24 protein-coding genes are annotated in these 18,638 nt (G+C 67.4%); 11 read left to right on the top strand and 13 right to left on the bottom strand.

Annotated features, from left to right (window positions below; all coding sequences use genetic code 11):
• Nucleotides 1-174: 174 nt before the first annotated feature.
• Nucleotides 175-1,581, bottom strand: coding sequence for a Si-specific NAD(P)(+) transhydrogenase (gene sthA / locus AU185_RS14140; protein ID WP_172800232.1), 1,407 nt, complete (start codon nt 1,579-1,581; stop codon nt 175-177).
• A 171-nt stretch (nt 1,582-1,752) separates the two neighbouring features.
• Here sthA and AU185_RS14135 point away from each other — a divergent pair, with 171 nt between their 5' ends.
• Entirely contained in the window at nt 1,753-2,793 is a 1,041-nt protein-coding gene (locus AU185_RS14135) for a DUF4192 domain-containing protein (RefSeq protein WP_059100139.1), read from the top strand.
• A 43-nt stretch (nt 2,794-2,836) separates the two neighbouring features.
• On the opposite strand, the gene AU185_RS14130 is transcribed toward AU185_RS14135, so the two are convergent.
• The 3 genes from AU185_RS14130 to AU185_RS14120 all read right to left on the bottom strand — a co-directional run bounded on the left by AU185_RS14130 (nt 2,837) and on the right by AU185_RS14120 (nt 5,187).
• Entirely contained in the window at nt 2,837-3,529 is a 693-nt protein-coding gene (locus AU185_RS14130; protein WP_059099826.1) for an iron-dependent transcriptional repressor DtxR, read from the bottom strand.
• 137 nt (nt 3,530-3,666) lie between these two features.
• Entirely contained in the window at nt 3,667-4,626 is a 960-nt protein-coding gene (gene sigB / locus AU185_RS14125; RefSeq protein WP_059099827.1) for a sigma-70 family RNA polymerase sigma factor SigB, read from the bottom strand.
• Between the two features lie 147 nt (nt 4,627-4,773).
• The gene (locus tag AU185_RS14120) at nt 4,774-5,187 is read right to left on the bottom strand and encodes a DUF3099 domain-containing protein (RefSeq protein WP_059099828.1); all 414 of its coding nucleotides are present in this window, start codon (nt 5,185-5,187) and stop codon (nt 4,774-4,776) included.
• A gap of 66 nt (nt 5,188-5,253) precedes the next feature.
• On the opposite strand from AU185_RS14120, the gene AU185_RS14115 reads away from it, so the two are divergent.
• Entirely contained in the window at nt 5,254-5,490 is a 237-nt protein-coding gene (locus AU185_RS14115; RefSeq protein ID WP_059099829.1) for a DUF3039 domain-containing protein, read from the top strand.
• On the opposite strand, the gene AU185_RS14110 is transcribed toward AU185_RS14115, so the two are convergent.
• Together AU185_RS14110 and AU185_RS14105 are read right to left on the bottom strand one after the other, a co-directional pair.
• Nucleotides 5,480-6,469: a YihY/virulence factor BrkB family protein gene (locus tag AU185_RS14110; RefSeq protein WP_059099830.1), complete on the bottom strand. Its 990-nt coding sequence runs from the start codon at nt 6,467-6,469 to the stop codon at nt 5,480-5,482. The two genes, AU185_RS14115 and AU185_RS14110, sit on opposite strands and share 11 nt — an antisense overlap.
• Before the next feature lie 64 nt (nt 6,470-6,533).
• Nucleotides 6,534-6,728 (bottom strand): DUF7455 domain-containing protein, encoded by a 195-nt coding sequence (locus AU185_RS14105; RefSeq protein ID WP_059099831.1) that lies wholly within the window; start codon nt 6,726-6,728, stop codon nt 6,534-6,536.
• Nucleotides 6,729-6,859: 131 nt separating this feature from the next.
• Here AU185_RS14105 and AU185_RS14100 point away from each other — a divergent pair, with 131 nt between their 5' ends.
• The 3 genes from AU185_RS14100 (at nt 6,860) to AU185_RS14090 (ending at nt 8,708) form a co-directional block, all read left to right on the top strand.
• Complete coding sequence (locus tag AU185_RS14100) at nt 6,860-7,219, top strand: DUF952 domain-containing protein (RefSeq protein ID WP_059099832.1); 360 nt, start codon at nt 6,860-6,862, stop codon at nt 7,217-7,219.
• A 67-nt stretch (nt 7,220-7,286) separates the two neighbouring features.
• Nucleotides 7,287-8,069, top strand: a complete 783-nt coding sequence (locus tag AU185_RS14095; protein WP_059099833.1) for a hypothetical protein — start codon at nt 7,287-7,289, stop codon at nt 8,067-8,069.
• A 159-nt stretch (nt 8,070-8,228) separates the two neighbouring features.
• Nucleotides 8,229-8,708 carry a hypothetical protein gene (locus tag AU185_RS14090; protein ID WP_059099834.1) on the top strand — a complete coding sequence of 160 codons (480 nt, stop codon included), beginning with the start codon at nt 8,229-8,231 and terminating at the stop codon, nt 8,706-8,708.
• A gap of 4 nt (nt 8,709-8,712) precedes the next feature.
• Here the strand turns inward: AU185_RS14090 and AU185_RS14085 are convergent, their stop codons facing one another.
• Complete coding sequence (locus tag AU185_RS14085) at nt 8,713-10,242, bottom strand: RNA polymerase sigma factor (RefSeq protein WP_059100140.1); 1,530 nt, start codon at nt 10,240-10,242, stop codon at nt 8,713-8,715.
• A 179-nt stretch (nt 10,243-10,421) separates the two neighbouring features.
• A complete protein-coding gene (ppgK, locus tag AU185_RS14080; protein ID WP_059099835.1) occupies nt 10,422-11,228 on the bottom strand; it encodes a polyphosphate--glucose phosphotransferase in 807 nt (268 codons plus the stop codon).
• Between the two features lie 135 nt (nt 11,229-11,363).
• Here ppgK and AU185_RS14075 point away from each other — a divergent pair, with 135 nt between their 5' ends.
• Nucleotides 11,364-12,212 carry an inositol monophosphatase family protein gene (locus AU185_RS14075; RefSeq protein ID WP_059099836.1) on the top strand — a complete coding sequence of 283 codons (849 nt, stop codon included), beginning with the start codon at nt 11,364-11,366 and terminating at the stop codon, nt 12,210-12,212.
• Nucleotides 12,213-12,250: 38 nt separating this feature from the next.
• Here the strand turns inward: AU185_RS14075 and cei are convergent, their stop codons facing one another.
• A complete protein-coding gene (gene cei / locus AU185_RS14070; RefSeq protein ID WP_059099837.1) occupies nt 12,251-12,907 on the bottom strand; it encodes an envelope integrity protein Cei in 657 nt (218 codons plus the stop codon).
• Nucleotides 12,908-13,072: 165 nt separating this feature from the next.
• Between cei and AU185_RS14065 the strand changes: the two genes are divergently transcribed.
• Nucleotides 13,073-13,375 carry a DUF4193 domain-containing protein gene (locus tag AU185_RS14065; protein ID WP_014815424.1) on the top strand — a complete coding sequence of 101 codons (303 nt, stop codon included), beginning with the start codon at nt 13,073-13,075 and terminating at the stop codon, nt 13,373-13,375.
• Between the two features lie 22 nt (nt 13,376-13,397).
• On the opposite strand, the gene AU185_RS14060 is transcribed toward AU185_RS14065, so the two are convergent.
• Nucleotides 13,398-13,874 (bottom strand): DUF3093 domain-containing protein, encoded by a 477-nt coding sequence (locus AU185_RS14060; protein WP_059099838.1) that lies wholly within the window; start codon nt 13,872-13,874, stop codon nt 13,398-13,400.
• A 25-nt stretch (nt 13,875-13,899) separates the two neighbouring features.
• Between AU185_RS14060 and dut the strand changes: the two genes are divergently transcribed.
• Both dut and AU185_RS14050 read left to right on the top strand, forming a co-directional pair.
• Complete coding sequence (gene dut, locus AU185_RS14055) at nt 13,900-14,364, top strand: dUTP diphosphatase (protein WP_059099839.1); 465 nt, start codon at nt 13,900-13,902, stop codon at nt 14,362-14,364.
• A gap of 1 nt (nt 14,365) precedes the next feature.
• Nucleotides 14,366-15,166 carry a DUF3710 domain-containing protein gene (locus AU185_RS14050; protein ID WP_059099840.1) on the top strand — a complete coding sequence of 267 codons (801 nt, stop codon included), beginning with the start codon at nt 14,366-14,368 and terminating at the stop codon, nt 15,164-15,166.
• 107 nt (nt 15,167-15,273) lie between these two features.
• On the opposite strand, the gene AU185_RS14045 is transcribed toward AU185_RS14050, so the two are convergent.
• Nucleotides 15,274-15,975: an alpha/beta fold hydrolase gene (locus tag AU185_RS14045; protein ID WP_059099841.1), complete on the bottom strand. Its 702-nt coding sequence runs from the start codon at nt 15,973-15,975 to the stop codon at nt 15,274-15,276.
• A 134-nt stretch (nt 15,976-16,109) separates the two neighbouring features.
• On the opposite strand from AU185_RS14045, the gene AU185_RS14040 reads away from it, so the two are divergent.
• Both AU185_RS14040 and AU185_RS14035 read left to right on the top strand, forming a co-directional pair.
• Entirely contained in the window at nt 16,110-16,481 is a 372-nt protein-coding gene (locus tag AU185_RS14040; protein WP_059099842.1) for an OB-fold nucleic acid binding domain-containing protein, read from the top strand.
• Nucleotides 16,478-17,182 carry a DUF3159 domain-containing protein gene (locus tag AU185_RS14035; RefSeq protein ID WP_059099843.1) on the top strand — a complete coding sequence of 235 codons (705 nt, stop codon included), beginning with the start codon at nt 16,478-16,480 and terminating at the stop codon, nt 17,180-17,182. The genes AU185_RS14040 and AU185_RS14035 overlap by 4 nt, the downstream gene beginning before the upstream one ends.
• A 27-nt stretch (nt 17,183-17,209) precedes the next feature.
• On the opposite strand, the gene AU185_RS14030 is transcribed toward AU185_RS14035, so the two are convergent.
• The gene (locus AU185_RS14030; RefSeq protein WP_059099844.1) at nt 17,210-17,875 is read right to left on the bottom strand and encodes a potassium channel family protein; all 666 of its coding nucleotides are present in this window, start codon (nt 17,873-17,875) and stop codon (nt 17,210-17,212) included.
• Nucleotides 17,876-17,912: 37 nt separating this feature from the next.
• Nucleotides 17,913-18,584: a potassium channel family protein gene (locus tag AU185_RS14025; RefSeq protein WP_059099845.1), complete on the bottom strand. Its 672-nt coding sequence runs from the start codon at nt 18,582-18,584 to the stop codon at nt 17,913-17,915.
• Between the last annotated feature and the right edge of the window lie 54 nt (nt 18,585-18,638).

Below are 18,638 nucleotides of genomic sequence, written 5' to 3'. Positions count from 1 at the left end.
CCTCGCGGTGGTGCCAAGACAGTGAGTGCCTCCGTACCTGTGACAACTAGTCTCGCGCACGTTGCGTTCCCGTTGCCGGTCATCCCACGCCCGATCCAGCGAATTGTTTGCCGGTGTATCCGATGGCCGCACTCCTCAACGCGGCTCGTCCCTCGCCGCTTGATCGTCGCGCGGCTAGGTGCGGAACTGGTTGAGCGCCCGCAGCTTGTTCATCACGTCCAGCGCGGCGACTTTGTAGGCCTCGGAGAAGGTGGGGTAGTTGAACACAGCGTCGACAAGGTACTCGACGGTGCCCCCGCAGCCCATGACGGCCTGACCGATGTGCACCATCTCGGTGGCGCTGGTGCCGAAGATGTGCACGCCGAGCAGCTTCAGGTCGTCGGTCGAGACCAGCAGCTTGAGCATGCCGTAGGAGTCACCGGCGATCTGGCCCCTGGCCAACTCCCGGTAGCGCGACACCCCGACTTCGTACGGGATCGCGTTGCGGGTCAACTCGACCTCGGTGGCGCCGACATAGGACACCTCCGGAATCGAATAGATGCCGATCGGCTGCAGATCGGTCATGCCCTTGGCGGGCTCGCCGAACGCGTGGTAGGCCGCGAGCCTGCCCTGGTCCATCGAGGTGGCGGCCAACGCCGGAAAGCCGATCACGTCGCCGACGGCATAGACGTGGTCGACCTTTGTCTGGTAGTTGCTGTCGACGTCGATGCGGCCGCGCGCGTCGGTTTCCAGGCCCGCGTTGGCCAGGTCGAGGTGTTCGGTCTGGCCCTGCCTGCCTGCCGAGTACATCACGGTCTCGGCGGGGATCTGCTTGCCGCTGGCGAGCGTGGTGACGGTGCCCGCCGCGCCGACGTCCACGGCCGTCACCTCCTCGCCGAACCGGAACGTCACCGCCAAGTCGCGCAGGTGGAACTTGAGCGCTTCCACGATCTCCGGGTCGCAGAAATCCAGCATGGTGTCGCGCTTTTCCACCACGGTGACCTTGGTGCCGAGCGCGGCGAACATCGACGCGTACTCGATCCCGATCACCCCCGCGCCGACCACGACCATCGTCGCGGGCAGCGACTTGAGGTCAAGGATCCCGTCGGAGTCGAGCACGCGGTCCTCGTCGAACTCGACGCCGGCCGGCCGGGCCGGTTTGGTGCCGGTGGCGATCACGACGTATTCGCCGCTGACCGTGGTGCGCTCACCGCGGGTGGGTTCCTCGACCAGCACGGTGTGCGGATCGATGAACCGGCCGTGGCCCTGGAAGAGGTCGATGCGGTTGCGTATCAACTGCGAGCGGACGACGTCCTGCTCCTTGCCGATCACGTGCGCCGTGCGCGCAAGCAGGTCGGCGGGCGTGATTTTCTCCTTGACGCGGTAGCTGGCGCCGTACAACTCGCGCTGGCTCATGCCGGTGAGGTAGACGACCGCCTCGCGAAGCGTCTTGGAGGGGATGGTTCCGGTGTTCACGCAAACACCGCCCAGCATCCGGCCCCGCTCGACGACGGCGACCGTCTTGCCGAGCTTCGCAGCGGCGATCGCGGCTTTCTGACCGCCGGGACCGGAACCGAGGACAACGAGGTCGTACTCCAGCATGGAACCCACGGCACCCATAGCAACAAGGTGTACGCCGGTTGGGCGGATTCCGCAGGCCGACAGGCGGCACCGGGGATGAGTTTCATCCCCAACCTCGAATTGATCCACAGCTTCGCCGGCTGCGACCCGCGACGGACGCTGGGCGTCCGAGCGGCCGGGGAAGGTCGGCCCATGACGACCTCACCATCACCCGATTTCCAACTGAACCGCCCCGCAGTCCTCATCGCGGCGCTGCCCGCCGTCCTGGGTTTCGTCCCGGAGAAATCCCTCGTGCTCGTAACCGTGGAGCGTGGCGCGCTGGGATGCGTCATGCGTGTGGACCTCTCCGATGAGTTGCCCGAGTCCGTCGACCACATCGCCGAGGTGGCCGCAGCCGCCAGACCGGACTCGGCGATCGCCGTCATCGTCGACGAGGACGGCGCCGGCTGCCGCCTGTGTAACGACGAGTACGGCGAACTCGCCGCGATGTTGGCGGCGGCCCTGGCCGGACACGGCATCGAACTGCTCGCCGCGCACGTCGTCGACCGCGTCGCGGCAGGAGGGCGGTGGCACTGCGCCGACGGTTGCGGCGAGGCGGGCACCGTGGAGGACCCGTCGGCGTCGCCGCTCGCGATGGCCGCCGTGCTCGACGGGCGCAGGCTCTACGCCCGGCGCGCCGAGCTTCAGGACGTGATAGCGGTCACCGATTCCGCCCGCGCCGCGGCGTTGGCCGGATCCATCGCCGACGCGCAGTCGGGTCGGTCGCACGCCGACGCGCGCCGGGATATCGAGTCCGTCATCGCAACGGCGGCCCGGGTCGCCGACGGTGAAGAGTTGCCGGATCCAGTTGTGGCCCGGATCGCGGCCGCGCTGACCGACCTGCAGGTGCGCGACACGCTCTACGCGCTGGCGGTCGGGGAGAGCGCGACAGCCGCGGAGTCGTTGTGGGCTGAGCTGTCCCGGCGGCTCCCCGAACCGTGGCGGGTGGAAGCGCTTGTGCTGCTGGCTTTTTCGGCTTATTCGCGGGGTGACGGTCCGCTGGCGGGGGTGTCGCTGGAGGCGGCGCTACGGTGCGACGGCACGCATCGGATGGCGGGCATGCTCGACACCGCGCTGCAATCGGGGTTGCGGCCCGAACGCATTCGTGAGCTGGCCACCACGGGCTACCGGTTGGCCGACCAACTGGGAGTGCGCTTACCGGCGCGACAGGTGTTCGGTCGGCGGGCCGGTTGACCGCGGCCCGGCGGGCGCTCGCTCCGGCGAATCAGATCGCGGGTCAGACCTTCTCGACCTTGACGGCGTGCGCCATGTGGTGGGGCAACTCGACCTGCTCGTGGCCGGGGATCACGATCATCACCCCGCCGTGCTCGTTGGTCTGCACGGTCACGCGGGCGTTGGGCACCACGCCCGCATCCTTGAGCCTGCTGATCAGATCGACGTCACCCTGGACGTGCTCGGTCAGCTGCCGCACCACGACCGCGACGGGCATACCGGCGGGCAGCTCGGTGAGCCGGACCAAGTTCAATCCGTCGCCCGGCGACGAGTTGATCAGGCCCAACTCCGAGAGGCCGGGAATCGGGTTACCGAAGGGCGAGGTGGTGGGGTTGTTGAGAACCTGAACGAGTCGGCGTTCGACGTCTTCGCTCATCACGTGTTCCCACCGGCAGGCCTCGGCGTGGACCTCCTCCCAGGGCAACCCGATCACGTCGACAAGCAGTCGCTCGGCGAGCCGGTGCTTGCGCATGACGGCCACGGCCAGGGCGCGGCCCTTGTCGGTGAGCTCGAGGTGGCGATCGCCGGCGACGTGCAGTAGGCCGTCGCGCTCCATGCGGGACACGGTCTGGCTGACGGTGGGGCCGCTCTGATCCAGACGCTCCGCGATGCGTGCACGCAAAGGCACCACGCCCTCTTCTTCGAGGTCGTAGATCGTCCGCAGGTACATCTCTGTGGTGTCGACTAGATCATTCATTCGCTAACCCTCCGTCAGCGATGAGTCTACCGGTGTGAGGGCCTGAACTGCGTTGTTACGTCCGCGACACCGGCCCCTGGGCGCGCGACGAGACGCGTCCCCGCCGGTCGTCCCGGCGGGGAGGCGTCGTCGACGGACTAGCTGGCGTACGACCGCAAGCGGTCGGCGCGGTCACCGTTGCGCAGCTTGGCCATGACCTCGCGCTCGATCTGTCGCACCCGCTCACGGGAGAGCCCGAAGAGCTTGCCGATCTGGTCGAGAGTGCGGGGCTGACCGTCGTCGAGGCCGAAGCGCAACCGGATCACCTGCTGCTCGCGTTCGTCGAGGGTCGCGAGCACGTGCCGGATGTCGGTGTGCAGCAGTTCGGAGATCACGGCGTTCTCGGCGGACATCGCCTCGGCATCCTCGATGAAGTCGCCCAGCGGCGCTTCCTCGTCGCTGCCGACCGGCATGTCGAGGCTCACCGGGTCGCGGCTGTGTTCCAGCAGATCGGTGATCTTCTCCACGGGAATGCCGGACTCGGCCGCCAGTTCCTCGTCGGTCGCTTCGCGGCCGAGGTTCTGATGCATCTCACGCTTGATCCGGGCGAGCTTGTTCACCTGCTCGACGAGGTGCACCGGCAGCCGGATCGTGCGACTCTGATCGGCCATCCCACGGGTGATCGCCTGCCGGATCCACCACGTGGCGTACGTCGAGAACTTGAATCCCTTGCTGTAGTCGAACTTTTCCATCGCGCGGATCAAACCCAGGTTGCCTTCCTGGATCAGATCCAGCAGCGGCATGCCGCGGCCGGTGTAGCGCTTCGCCAGCGACACCACAAGGCGCAGGTTGGCTTCCAGCAGATGGCGTCGCGCAGCCTCACCGTCGCGGACCACCGCGGCAAGATCACGTTTGCGGTTCTCGCCCAAGCGCTTCCGTGTTTCGAGCAGATGCTTGGCGTAAAGCCCTGCCTCGATGCGTTTTGCGAGCTCGACCTCGTCGGCGGCGTTGAGCAAGGCCGTTTTGCCGATGCCATTCAGATACACGCGTACGAGGTCAGCCGCTGGACTCTGCGCGTCCAGGTCCTGGTCGACGCGGATGGTGCTGGCATTTGCCATGACGGCCTCCTGATCAAGTCGCACTGTCATGAGCTACAACGCCCACGAGGACGTAAGAGTTCCCGGCCCTCGACCGGTTCACACCTTCTGATCAGCGGTTTCTCGCCGCCGACCTGAGAATGTCCTTAGAAAAGGAACAGAAGCGGCTCAGCTGGGAACATCGCCGTTGCGGGCGGGTCCATCCGGTTGCGGCGGGGAGACCCCGTCACTTTTCAGGCCGTGTTCCAACGCCGGCCGTTCGGCGGTCGGGAACTGCGCAGCGCGGCGCTGCGCGTCGTAGCGCCGCGGTTCCTCCGGACGCCGCGGCGGACGGTCGTTGGCGATGAGCACGGCGATCCATGGCAGCGGAATCGAGGCCACCAGAATTCCCAACGAGATCAAGCCGTTGTGCCAGATGCCGTACGCGATCGCAGCCAGCACCAGAGCCGGAATGCGAAACGACATGATGGTCAGGTACTTGCGTACCCGTTGACGGTGTTGTTCTTCGTAGGCGGGCGCGGCGCGAGTGATCAAGACGGGCCGGCCGTCGTCGTCGAAACTCAGCTCGGGGCCGTGTTTCATACCTCCACTGTCGCACATTGTCGCTCCGCTGTACGGGTCGGTTTCCTTACGGGCAAAATGGTTGTCATGCAGACCCAGACCATCGAGCGCACCGACACCGACGAACGCGTCGACGACGGGACCGACAGCGACATCCCGAAGTACTTCCATTACGTCAAGAAGGACAAGATCGCCGAGAGCGCAGTGATGGGCACCCACGTCGTCGCACTGTGCGGCGAGGTCTTTCCGGTGACGAAGTCGGCCAAACCGGGCTCGCCGGTGTGCCCGGAGTGCAAGCGCATCTACGAGAAGCTCAAGAAGTAATCCCGTCTGCTGCCGTCTCGGGTGAGACCCCCTCGGTCGTCCGCGCCCCATTGCGTGACTCGGCCTTCTCTTCGAGCCACCAGCGGAACCGCTTGGCATGCGTCTCGGCGGCCGGCCACTCCTCCTGCACGGCGGCGTTGAGTTCGGCGCCGATCATGATTGCGAACCCGAGGAAGAACGCGAACAACAGGAAGGCGATCGGCGTCGCCAGGGCGCCGTAGGTGTAGCCGGTCGCGGTGATCCACGTCAGGTAGAAGCGCAGCCCGAACGTCGCCGCCAGGAACACCGCGGTGGCCAGTATCGAGCCCAGCAGAAGCCGGTGCGACGGCAACGGTTTCGGCAGCGACACCCGGTAGAGGATGTTGACCGCCACGACCAGCCCGAAGATCAGCACCGGGTAGTAGCCGAACTGCAGGATGCGGTCCCAGCTGTCGGGTAGGTACTCGGCGATCTTGCGCGGGCCCAACGCGATGAACGGCGCGGTCAGGATCGCGACGACCAACATCACCACATAGAGGCCGAGCGCGTAGAACCGCTGGCGGACCGGATGGCGCAGCGGAGTCTGGTCGTGAGCCTCGGTGATGGAGTCGACGAACGCCGAGATCGCCGACGAGCCCGCCCACAGCGAGATCACGAAGCCGACCGAGACCACTTCACCGCGGGCGCCCTTGACGATGTCGCGGATCGTCGGCTCGATGATCTCGGCGACGACATTGGTCGAGAAGAACCTGCCGGCCGTGTCGATGATCTGGGTCTCGATGGTCGGAAGAGTCTCCGGACCGAACAGCGGAGCGATGTACGCCAAGCTGCCGAGCATGCCGAGCAGCAGCGGCGGCAGCGACAACGCTGACCAGAACGCAGCTTGCGCGGACTCCGAGAAGATCGAATCGTCCCAGCTCTTCGACAAGGTGCGCCGCAGAATGTGTCGAATGTGGTGGCGTGACGGCTTGCGCGGCAACGGCTGGGGCTGGTCGGTCATGACCAGTCCAGCATTCCTGACGAAGTGTGCTCCTGCCCAGTGCGGCTCTGCGCCGTGTCGGGCGTTATGCCTCCACCGGGCTGACTTCGAGAACGGCGGCCAATTCGATCAGCTTGGTCTCGTGCTCGTTGGCGTGGTGCTGGCAGAAGAGCAACTCCGCTCCCGACGGAAGCGTCGCGCGAACCCGGGCGGCGGCACCGCAACGATCGCAGCGGTCAGCCCGGCTCAACGGGGGACTAGTGAGCGTTGCGTTCGTCATTGCGGACCTCCGTACTGTTCGCGTGCATCTACTGTCTCAGACGTATTGGCTTCCGGCGTTGTTCCCAAGGGGTTTACCGGTGTGTCGTGTCTCACCGTTACCTCGAGTTGCCGACACGGCAGGCTGGCGATATGAACCACTCGCCGCCAGTGCTGGTCCACCTGTGTAGCACGGACGAGTGGCGATCGGCACAAGCGCTCGGCGCGCATCGCCCCGATTCGCTCGGCGCGAACGGGTTTGTCCACCTCTCGACGGCCGAGCAGGTACACCTGCCGGCCAACCGGCTCTACGCCGGTCGTACCGACCTGGTGCTGCTGCACATCGACGCCGCGCAACTGTCCTCTCCCGTTCGCTGGGAACCCGGTATGCCCGCTGATCCAGTGGGAATGGTGTTCCCACATCTGTATGGGCCTTTGCCAACGGACGCTGTGATACGCGTCACGCCGTATCTGCCCGGGGCCGACGGCCGGTTCGCTCCGCTCACACCCTAGGCGGCCTCGCCCGCGCCGTGGTGTTCACGGTCCGCGGCCCGAGGGCTTCTACGTACACTTACAAATCGTGGGCATTCTGTTAGGTCTCGCACCCTGGATCGTCTACTGGGTGCTCATCGGCAACGTTCCGTTCACCGTCGCGGTACTGACCGCCCTGGCGGTCGCGGTCGCGGCATTCGTGCTGGGGCAGGTGCGCGGCGGACCGGGTCGGGTACTCGAAATAGGCGCGCTGGCAACCTTTTTGGTGTTGACCGTGTTGACCTTCACGCTCGACCGGTCGTTCATGGAACAGTGGATGCAGCCGCTGAGCAGCGCCGGCATCTTCCTGGTGACACTCACCGGCGTGCTGATCGGCAAGCCGTTTGTGCGTGAGTTCGCCGAGGTCGGCCAGCCGCCACACGTCGTCAAAAGCGACCTCTTCGCGAAGATCACCTCGCTGCTGACCTGGATCTGGGTGGCGGCGTTCGGCGGCATGACGCTGTCGTCGGCGATCCCGCCGATCGTGTACGGCGACGCGACCATCCTGGACACCAAGACCCCGCTGTCGTTCATCTGCTACTGGGTGATCCCGTTCGCGTTGTTGGCCGCCGCGGCGTTTGCGACGAGGGTGCTACCGGACCGGATCGCGGCCGGTGCGGACGACATCGTCCGCAAGACGTCGTTCGTCGCGTTCGCGGAGGCGGAGATCGATCAGTTGATATACCTGGCCACCGAACACGCCAATCGCGAGGTTGGCCCGGGCAAGGAGGCTTACGACATCAAAATCGGCAGCAAGGGAATTCCGTTGACCGGTGACGAGACTCGCGAGTCCTGGCCGTCGACGTACAAGGTGCGCGACAAGAAGCGATGATCCCGATCGGACCCGGCACCCAATTCACGACGAGTGTGTGGTTGATACACGCCTGACGCGAAATCGCGTGTAACAACCCGACACTCGCGACTTCCGTCCGGGCTCGCTTGCCCGTGATGCATACTTCCCTCTACGCAGCGGCAGATATCGAGGAGCGCCATGGGATTCAGGGGAGCAACTCCGGCGTCTGTTCTCGCGGCGGGCGTAGTCGCGGTTGCGTTCGCTGCGCCGGCATACGGCACGGACCAGATCACGGCGAATGCGGTCGGCACGTACGACGCCGAATACGAGTGGGGTACGAAGACGTGGGTCGTCACACCCTGCGAGGGCGACGCGTTCCAGTGTGTGCATGTCACCGAATACGATCCGGCCGACACCGAGCGGAAGTCCCCGGTATGGAGTGCGAACGCCTACTGGCAGGTCGGCTGGTGGATCGCCCGCGAAGCCCTGACCCGTGATGCGCTCGTGTGCGAGGACGGCTCGAAGCACGATCTGCCGATGAACTACGCATGGGACGCCGCGACGGGTGAGGCCGTGCAGTCCTTCTACGAACCCGGGATATGTGGCGAGGCGTACAACGGTTACAACGACATGATGCTGACCAAGACCGGACCCGCGCCGACGCCGACGCCGACGTAGGCGTTCAGTCCAGGTAGTCGCGCAGCACCTGAGAACGGCTGGGGTGGCGCAACTTCGACATCGTCTTCGATTCGATCTGGCGGATACGCTCGCGCGTCACGCCGTACACCTGACCGATCTCGTCGAGCGTGCGGGGCTGCCCGTCGGTGAGCCCGAACCGCAGCCGCACGACGCCGGCCTCACGCTCGGACAGCGTCTCGAGCACCGACTGCAACTGATCCTGCAGCAGCGTGAAGGACACCGCGTCGACGGCCACCACAGCCTCGGAATCCTCGATGAAATCACCGAGCTGCGAATCACCTTCGTCACCGATGGTCTGATCCAACGAGATCGGCTCACGCGCGTACTGCTGGATCTCCAGCACCTTCTCCGGCGTGATGTCCATCTCTTTGGCCAGCTCTTCGGGTGTCGGCTCGCGGCCCAGATCCTGCAGCAGCTCACGCTGAATGCGGCCGAGCTTGTTGATCACCTCGACCATGTGCACCGGAATACGGATGGTGCGCGCCTGGTCGGCCATCGCGCGGGTGATCGCCTGGCGGATCCACCAGGTGGCGTAGGTGGAGAACTTGTAACCCTTGGTGTAGTCGAACTTCTCGACGGCACGGATCAGACCCAGGTTGCCTTCCTGGATGAGGTCCAGGAACGCCATGCCGCGGCCGGTGTAGCGCTTGGCCAGCGACACCACCAGACGCAAGTTCGCTTCCAGCAGATGGTTTTTCGCGCGGTCACCGTCGCGACAGATCCACATCATGTCGCGGCGCTGCGCGGCGGGCAGCTTCTCGCCGCGCTCGGTCATCTCGGCCATCAGCTGGGTGGCGTAGAGACCGGCCTCGATGCGCTTGGCCAGCTCGACCTCTTCCTCGGCATTGAGCAGCGCGACCTTGCCGATCTGCTTGAGGTAGGCGCGGACCGAGTCGGCCGACGCGGTGAGCTCGGCGTCCTTGCGAGCCTGCCGCAGCGCCTCGGACTCCTCCTCATCCCAGACGAAGTCACCGGAGGCCTTGTCTTTCTCCGACGGCTCGGCGATCTCGTCGTCCTCGGCAGCGGCAGCCTCATCGGCGGACTCCGCCACGGGGGCGTCGCCGTCGGCGGCCTCGGCAACGTCCTCGGCAGGCTCGTCGACGGCGTCCTCGAGATCGTCGAGGTCGATGTCGGCCTCCTCGACCGCGAGGTCGTCGCCGGGCTCGGCTTCCAGCTCGTCGGTCTCGAGTTCGTCGGACTCGACGTCGGTCTTGGTGGTGTCCGGATCGGCGGCGGTGGCCTTTTTGGCGCGACCGCGGGGCGCAGCTGACTTCGCGGCCTTCGTCGCTCGCTTGGCCGGTGCCTTGGTCGCGGTGGCACCCGTTTCGCGGCTCACCGCGGTCTTGGCGGCCTTCTTTGCGGGTGCCTTGGTAGCCGTGCGCGCCTTGGCGCCCTTCTTGGCCGGCGCCGTCGCATTGGCGGGCTTCGCCGCTGTCTTCTTGGCGGGGGCGGCCTTGGTAGCGGTGCGCTTCACCGGCTCATCGGTCGCCGGGCTTGCCTTTGTCGCTGCCACGTACACCCTTTCCTTGTGCTACTCGTCGGTGGGCATGGGTGTCCCCATCGAGGAGCGTCGGCTGTCGAATATTGGCGGTTGATAATCGCCGCTATCCGGGCTGCGGCCGCCGTCGACCATTGTAACGACAGTGTGGGATAACGCCGCCTCGAGCGGCAAATTGCAGGTTCCGGGCGTGGCTACTTGGCAGTAGCTGTGACGTCCACCGCAGCAGCCATCGCGGCACCGACGATGCCCGCGGTGTTCTGCAGCGCCGCGGCGACCACCGGCGTGCGGTTCTTCAGCAGTGGAATCCACTTCTCGGCCTTTCGGCTGATGCCGCCGCCCGCGATGAACAGGTCGGGCCAGATCGCGTTCTCGATCGCTACCAGCACCTTTGTCACCTCGACGGTCCAGCGTTCGTAGCTCCAGTCCTTGCGTTCCTTGACCGACGACGCCGCACGGTGCTCGGCTTCCTTGCCGCCGACCTCGATGTGACCGAACTCGGTGTTGGGCAGCAGGACACCATTGTGGATGACCGCCGAACCGATGCCCGTGCCGAAGGTCAACAGCACGATGACGCCGGTGTTGTCCCGGCCCGCGCCGAACTTCTCCTCGGCCAGCCCGGCGGCGTCGGCGTCGTTGAGAACCGTCACCTGCTGCCCGCCGAGATGGTTCACGATCGCATCGCGGGCGTTCACGCCGATCCAGCGCTTGTCGACGTTGGCCGCGGTGCGCACGATCCCGTCGGTCACCACGCCGGGATAGGTGACCCCCAGCTTGTCGGTCCACCCGAACTCACGGACCACCGCGGCGACGGTCTCGGCGACCGCGTCGGGCGTCGCCGGCTGGGGCGTGGGCAGCTTGAACCGCTCACCGATCAACTGGCCGGTGTCCAGGTCGACGATGCCGCCCTTGACGCCGCTGCCGCCCACATCGACGCCGAACCCGCGGCGTTGGCCCTCGGCGGTGCTCGGCGCGACGGAGGGCGAATCGGTCGCGGTCATGAGCGCTCCTCCAGTTCAGCCAGGGCGTGCCCGAGATTTCGTGCGACCCACACCTTAGTGGCTCGCGGAAGGCTGCGCGTGGCTGTCGGGCGAGCAGGTCGCGACAACGTCGGCCGGACATGCTGCGATGGGTCAATGCCCGACAACGACGCCGATCCCGTCCTGCTGCGCTCGGTCGCCGAGCAACTGGCCACCGAGGCGGCCGCCTTCGTGCGACGCCGTCGCGCAGAGGTTTTCGGTGACGCCGCGTCGTCACCGGACACGCCCGGGGTAAGGACCAAGAGCTCGCCGACCGACCCGGTCACGATCGTCGACACCGAAACCGAACGGCTGATCCGCGACCGGCTTGCCGTGCTCCGTCCCGGCGAACATGTGCTCGGCGAAGAAGAAGGCGGGACTCCGGCCCAAGAGGGCGAACTGACCTGGGTGCTCGACCCGATCGACGGCACGGTGAACTTCGTCTACGGGTTGGACGCCTATGCGGTCTCGGTCGCCGTGCAACGCGACGGCGTCTCGTTGGCCGGTGCCGTCGCGAACGTGCCGACCGGCGCGGTGTACTCGGCGGCGGTCGGCCACGGCGCGCATCGGCGACACGCGGACGCGACCACGCCGCTGCGCACAACCACAGCCGACGATTTGTCAATGTCGTTGCTGGGCACCGGATTTTCCTATGACCGCGAGCAGCGGGCCCGACAGGCCGAGGTGCTGACCCGGATGCTTCCCGCGGTGCGTGACGTGCGCCGCATCGGCTCGTGTGCGCTGGATCTGTGCATGGTGGCGGCGGGTCAACTCGATGCCTATTACGAGGACGGCGTGCACCTGTGGGACTGGGCGGCCGGGGCGCTGATCGCCGCCGAAGCGGGCGCCACGTTGCGCCTGCCGCCGGGGGAGGGGTCGGCGGGCGGTCCCGGCTTCATCGTGGCCGCAGCGCCGGCCGTCGCGGCCGCCCTGGACGCCGCGCTGCGCCGCGCGGGCGCGGTGTAGGTCTTCGAGAAGCGGTTGCCGGACAACCGATTACAGGCTCAGCAGGCGCCCGAGTGGATCTCCGACAACAGATCCGGATCGGCCGGCTGGGTGGCATCCGGGCGCAGGCTCGCGAGCACCGCCTCGATGGCGTCACTGCTGCTCAGCTCGGTGAACTCGGTACCGAGGGCGAGGTCCACGCTGTCGTCGCCGCGGCCGTCCTGGAACAGTTCGGTGCACGGCGCGACCAGCCACACCGCGGCCGCCGCGGCGCGTCCGGCCTCGCCGAACCGGATCTGGCCTTGGCACTCGAGGCGGGCGGTGGCATAGAGCGGATCGTTGGCCGCGGTCGGTTCGGCGAACCCCAGATCCTTCAGCGCACTGGCCACCTCGGCGGCCTGTCCACCCTGGCCACTGGCGTTGAGCACCTTGATCTTCGTATCGGCGAGGCGGGCGGGAGCCACGTCGACCATGTCGGCGCGCGAGACCTGTTCACCGAGCGTCGGGGCGGGCGCGGCCGGGTCGGCGGGCGCGGGCGGCGGATTGCAGATGGCCGCCTCCTGCACGTCGGCGGGACGGTTCAGCGCGACGACCCAGACGAACAGCGTCACCACCGACAGCGCGACGAACAACACGATTCCCGGCAGGTAGTACCGCCGGCGGAAGGGGCGACCGTGCTCGTCGAACGCGGTTCCCTCGGTGATTTGCGCGACCACGAGTGCACTCTAAAGCCCCAGGTGCCGCCTTGTTCGCGTGGCACGATACGACCTGTGACATAAATCACAGTGGAACGGGTATCAATACGGGCACGAATCGTTTGGCGGATGCGTTCGACGCTGGTACAAAGCTCTGTCGCACAAGCTTTATTCGGAGGGGACGAGATGGCTACCGATTACGACGCCCCACGGCGGACCGAGACCGATGACGTCTCGGAAGACTCGCTCGAGGAGTTGAAGGCGCGGCGTAACGAGGCCCAGTCGGCGGTTGTCGATGTCGACGAGTCGGAGTCCGCGGAGTCCTTCGAATTGCCCGGCGCTGACCTGTCCGGCGAAGAACTGTCGGTGCGGGTGATTCCCAAGCAGGCCGACGAGTTCACCTGCTCGAGCTGCTTTTTGGTACACCACCGCAGCCGTCTGGCCAGCGAGAAGAACGGCGTCATGATCTGCTCGGACTGCGCGGCCTAGCTGCGCGGTCTGGATTCGCAGTTCAACTGCGCAGAGCGGACAGCACCCGGTCCGGATGCCGGCAACTGACCAGCCAATACGGGGTCGGATCATCTGGATCGTCGAGCACCAGCAGAACCATCGGACCCACCCAGGCGCGATGTACGACGAAGGCGGCCGGGTCCAGCTGACGGCCCAGCGCCGCGGATTTGGCGCTGCGCGGCACTTCGGCCGAGCGCGCGACCACATCGACAGGAAGGTGCGCGGCCCCGGCCCAGAGCTCGGTGCCGTCCGGTCCGCCGACGACCCGCACCTCGGTCCGGCCCAGCCACAGCAGGACGACGGCCGCGACCGGCAGCAGCAGGGCATAAGGCAGCCATCCGGGCACCCCGGGCACGCCCATCTCGATTTCGACGGCGATCAACGCCGCGAGGCCCAGGCCCGGCGGCCACCACCACCACGGCACCCAAAGCCGCTCGCGGTAGCGCACGGATTGCGACGTGGCGCGCGTGTCGGACACGCGGCCAAGAGTAATCTCTGACGTCGTGCCCACCACCCTGGCGGTCGTCCGCCTCGACCCTGATCTGCCGATGCCCAGCCGCGCCCATCACGGCGACGCGGGCATCGACCTATTCAGTGCGCTCGACATCGAACTGGCCCCCGGCCAGCGTGCGCTGGTGCCGACCGGCATCGCGGCGGCCATTCCGCACGGGATGGTCGGTCTGGTGCACCCGCGCTCGGGTTTGGCTGCCCGCGTTGGGCTTTCGATCGTCAACAGCCCGGGGACGATCGACGCCGGGTACCGCGGTGAAATCAAGGTGGCGCTGATCAACCTCGATCCGCAGGTGCCGATCGTCGTGCACCGCGGGGACCGCATCGCGCAGTTGCTGGTCCAGCGGGTCGAGCTGCCCGAGCTGGTCGAGGTCACGTCCTTCGACGAGGCCGGTCTCGGTGACACATCCCGTGGCGATGGTGGCCACGGCTCCTCCGGCGGACATGCGAGTTTGTGAAATGGCATTCGGTAAACGCAAGGACAACGACGACATCGGCGGCGACCTGGCCGATCGAACCGGTGCTGGGCAGGAGACCGGCGACGAGGTCGAGAGCGGACTGGAGGGCCCCTTCGACATCGAGGACTTCGACGACCCGGAGGCGGCCGCCACCGGCCGGCTGAATCTGGGCTCGGTCCTGATCCCGCTGCCAGCGGCCGGTCAGGTGCAGGTCGAGCTCACGCAGCAGGGGGTGCCGAGCGCCGTGTGGGTCGTCACACCCCACGGCCGGTTCACCGTCGCCGCCTACGCCGCTCCGAAGACCGCCGGCCTGTGGCGCGAGATCGCCACCGAACTGGCCGACTCGTTGCGCAAGGACGGCGCCCAGGTGTCGATCAAGGACGGGCCGTGGGGCCGCGAGGTCGTCGGCGTGGCGGCCGCGCAGCAGGGCGAGGCCGCGCAGCAGGGTCAGCCCGGCGCGGTGCGCTTCATCGGGGTCGACGGCTACCGCTGGATGATCCGCTGCGTCGTCAACGGCCCTGAGGAACATTTCGACGCGCTCGCAGCCGAAGCGCGAGAAGCGTTGGCCGACACCGTGGTTCGTCGCGGTGACACCCCGTTGCCGGTGCGGACTCCGCTGCCGGTCGAGTTGCCCGAGCCGATGGCCAACCAGCTGCGCGCCGCCGCCGAACAGGCTGCCCAACAGGCGCAGCAAGGTCAGCAGGAGGGGCAGCAGCAGGAGCCGCCGCCCGCGCAGCCCGTGGCGCGGCGCAGCGCTCAGGGCTCGGCGATGCAGCAGTTGCGCACCATCACCGGCGGCTGACCCTTCGGACTTTGCGACTGACGGGTTGATCCCACGCATCGGGTGCATGCAATCCACCAGTCAGTGCCACCTGAACGGTCGCGCGCGTGGTCGCCGTCCTCCGCTCGCTAGTCAACGTCGCTCAACGCCGCCACACATGCCGCGCCGACCACCGCTGGATCGGCGCCCATCTCATCGAGTGTGAACGTGCGCAACGCCGCCTTCGGAGCCGCCGTCACCCACTCGATCGCGACCTCGAGGGGATGCACCGGGTCGTCGGTTGCCGCGGCGACGCCGAGCGGCACGGTCAACCGCGCCAACTCCGGACAGCTCGGTGCGACGTAGCGCGCCGCCTCCTCCATCGCATCGGGCAGTGCGGGCCACTGGGCCAGCCATGACCGGGTCAGCTCGTCGGCCAGCCACTGCGGGCTCGACGCCTGCATCGCTGCGGTGGCGGCGGCCAGCCCGTCGCGGCGCAGCACCTCTGCGGAATGCCGCGCCGCGGCCGCTGCGGGCGCCCGCAGCGGCGCGCCCGTCCACGCCGGCAAGGCGGCGAGCACACCGACCGTCCGACCGGGATGTGCCAGCGCCCACGAGACGGCCACGGCGGCGCCGATCGACACGCCGCCGACGGCTATGGGCCCCGTCACGGCCGCGTCCTCGAGGGCGGCGCGGTAACCCTCGACCAGTCGGTGTGGTTGCGGCGCCGGGGTGATGACCGTCGCGCCGCGGTCACGCAGGGCGGGGGAAAACGCCCGGTAGACGAAGTCGTCGTCGGAACCCGTGCCGGGCAACAGCACCGTGGGGACGCCGCGCAGATTGACCGTCATGCGTTGATCGTGCCCGGCCCGGTGACCGCTCGGCGCGCCGACCCGACCCCGCGTGGCAAATCGGAACCAAGAGGTCTAGCGTGGCGTTGGATTGGGTAGATCCATAGTGGATCTGCGATAGGTCAGGAGAGGCCATGGCTACGGCCGAAGGGTATCTGCGCCGGCTCACCCGGCGGCTGACAGAAGATCCCGAGCAGCTCGACGTCGAGGAACTCAGTGACGAAGTCGCCTCGACCGGCGCCCAGAAGGCGATTGACTGTCAACGCGGTCAGGAAGTCACGATGGTCGGCACACTGCGCAGCGTCGAATGCAACGGCAAGGCGTGTGCCGGCGGTGTGAAGGCCGAATTGTTCGACGGTACGGACTCGGTGATGCTGGTCTGGCTCGGCCAGCGGCGCATCCCCGGCATCGAGTCGGGGCGCACGCTGAAGGTGCACGGCCGCGTCGGCAAGCTCGACAACGGCGCCAAGGCGATCTACAACCCCCACTACGAGATTCAGAAGTGAGCGATCCCGGAACCGAACCGGGGAAGCCCTCCACCGAACAGACCAGCAAGGCCCACGCAGTCCTGCGACAGATGGGCGGCGTCAGCGGGCTGATCTACTCCTCGCTGCCCGTTTTGGCATTCGTTCCGGTCTCCCAGATCTTCGGGTTGATGCCCGCGATCATCGCGGCCCTCGGCGTGGCGACGGTGATCCTGGCGTGGCGACTGGCTCGCCGCGAGTCCACCCAGCCGGCGGTCTCGGGCTTCTTCGGGGTGGGAATCTGCGCGCTGATCGCCTACGTGACCGGGGAGTCGGAGGGCTACTTCCTCTGGGGCATCTGGATGTCGCTGTTGTGGGCGACGGTGTTCACGATCTCGGTGCTGATCCGGCGTCCCGTCGTCGGCTACGTGTGGAGCTGGGTCAGCGGCGGCGGCACGGACTGGCGCCGGGTGCGCAGGGCGCTGACGGCGTTCGACATCGCCACCCTGTTCTGGGTGCTGGTGTTCGCCTCGCGGTTCGTCGTGCAGCAGCATCTCTACGATGCCGGACAGACCGGCTGGCTGGGCGTCGCGCGCATCTCCATGGGGTGGCCGCTGACGGCGGTCGCCGCGCTGGTGACCTATTTGGCCATCCGGACGGCGCAGAAAGCCCTCACCGGCGACCAGGCTTCAGAGGATCTCCGCGACGCGGTGCCCGAGACGACCCGACCCGACGCCGGCTGAGAACAGCGGCGCGTCGCTCACGGCGAGTCAGCGCGGCTGCGGGTGCAGCAGCAGATCCTGCAACTGATCCTCGACCTCGGCGACGGCCACGAACAGCAACTCGTCGCCGCCCTCGAGCGGCTCGTCGGACTCCGGCACGATCACCCGCGGGCCCCGCAGGATCGTCACCAGCGCGCAGTCGCGGGGCAACTCGAGGCGTTTGACGGGCTTACCGCCCCACGGGGTGTCGTCGGGCAGCGTGATCTCGACGAGGTTGGCCTGCCCCTTGCGGAACTCCATCAACCGCACCAGGTCGCCGACCGCGACGGCCTCCTCCACCAGGGAGGCCAACATGCGGGGCGTCGACACCGCCACGTCGACTCCCCAGCTCTCGTCGAACAGCCACTCGTTGCGGGGGTCGTTGACGCGCGCGACCACCCGCTGCACCGCGAATTCGGTCTTGGCCAGCAGGCTGACCACCACGTTGACCTTGTCGTCGCCGGTGGCGGCGATCACGACGTCGAACTCCTCGAGCTGCACCGACTCGAGCAGGCTCAGCTCGCACGCGTCGCCCAGCCGCCACTGCGCGGCGGGAATCGCGTCGACGTCGATGTGGTCGGGGTTGCGTTCGAGCAACGTCACTTCGTGGGCGTCGACGAGCTCGCGTGCGATGGATCGGCCGACGGCGCCGGCCCCGGCGATGGCGACTTTCAACTACGCCACTCCTCGATGTCGTCGTCGGCGCGCTTCATCAGCTCTCGAGATCCTCGCTGGGCGGCAGGGCGGCGATGGCCAGCGCTTCGGCGATGTGGCCGGCGATCGCGGCCATGAACACCTGGTCGCTGGCCTGGATGACGGTTTTGCCGTCGGGCAGCAGGCCCGCGCCGAAGCGGATCAGGAACGCCACCCGGCCGCCGGTGGCCGTCTCCAGATCCGTGATCCGCCGACCCACCCACGACTCGTGCATGGCCAGTTCGGTCACGCCGACGTTGCCGGTGGGGTCGCGCCATCGGGCGGTCTCGGTTTCCCGGGTCAGCACGTTGAGCAGCCGGTCGGTCGTCCACGGCACGGTGGCCACCGTCGGGATGCCCAACCGTTCGTAGACCGCCGCGCGCTTCGCGTCGTAGATACGGGCGACCACACGCTCCACCCCGAACGTCTCGCGGGCCACTCGCGCCGAGATGATGTTGGAGTTGTCGCCGGACGAGACCGCCGCGAAGGCGCCGGCTTCCTCGATGCCTGCCCGCAGCAGCACGTCGCGGTCGAAGCCCATACCGAGCACCCGTTCGCCGGAGAACTCCGGAGACAGCCGGTGAAATGCCGTGCTGTCACGGTCGATGACCGCGACGTCGTGACCGATCCGGGCCAGGCTGTCCGACAGCGACGCACCCACCCGGCCGCAGCCCATCACCACTACACGCACTCCACGGTCCTTCCTGTCGAACCCGCGCAGTCGGAACGCTACAGCTTCCTGACG

The organism is Mycobacterium sp. GA-0227b, assembly GCF_001499855.1.
Lineage (GTDB): Bacteria > Actinomycetota > Actinomycetes > Mycobacteriales > Mycobacteriaceae > Mycobacterium.
This window is presented reverse-complemented; position numbering and strand designations above follow the sequence as displayed.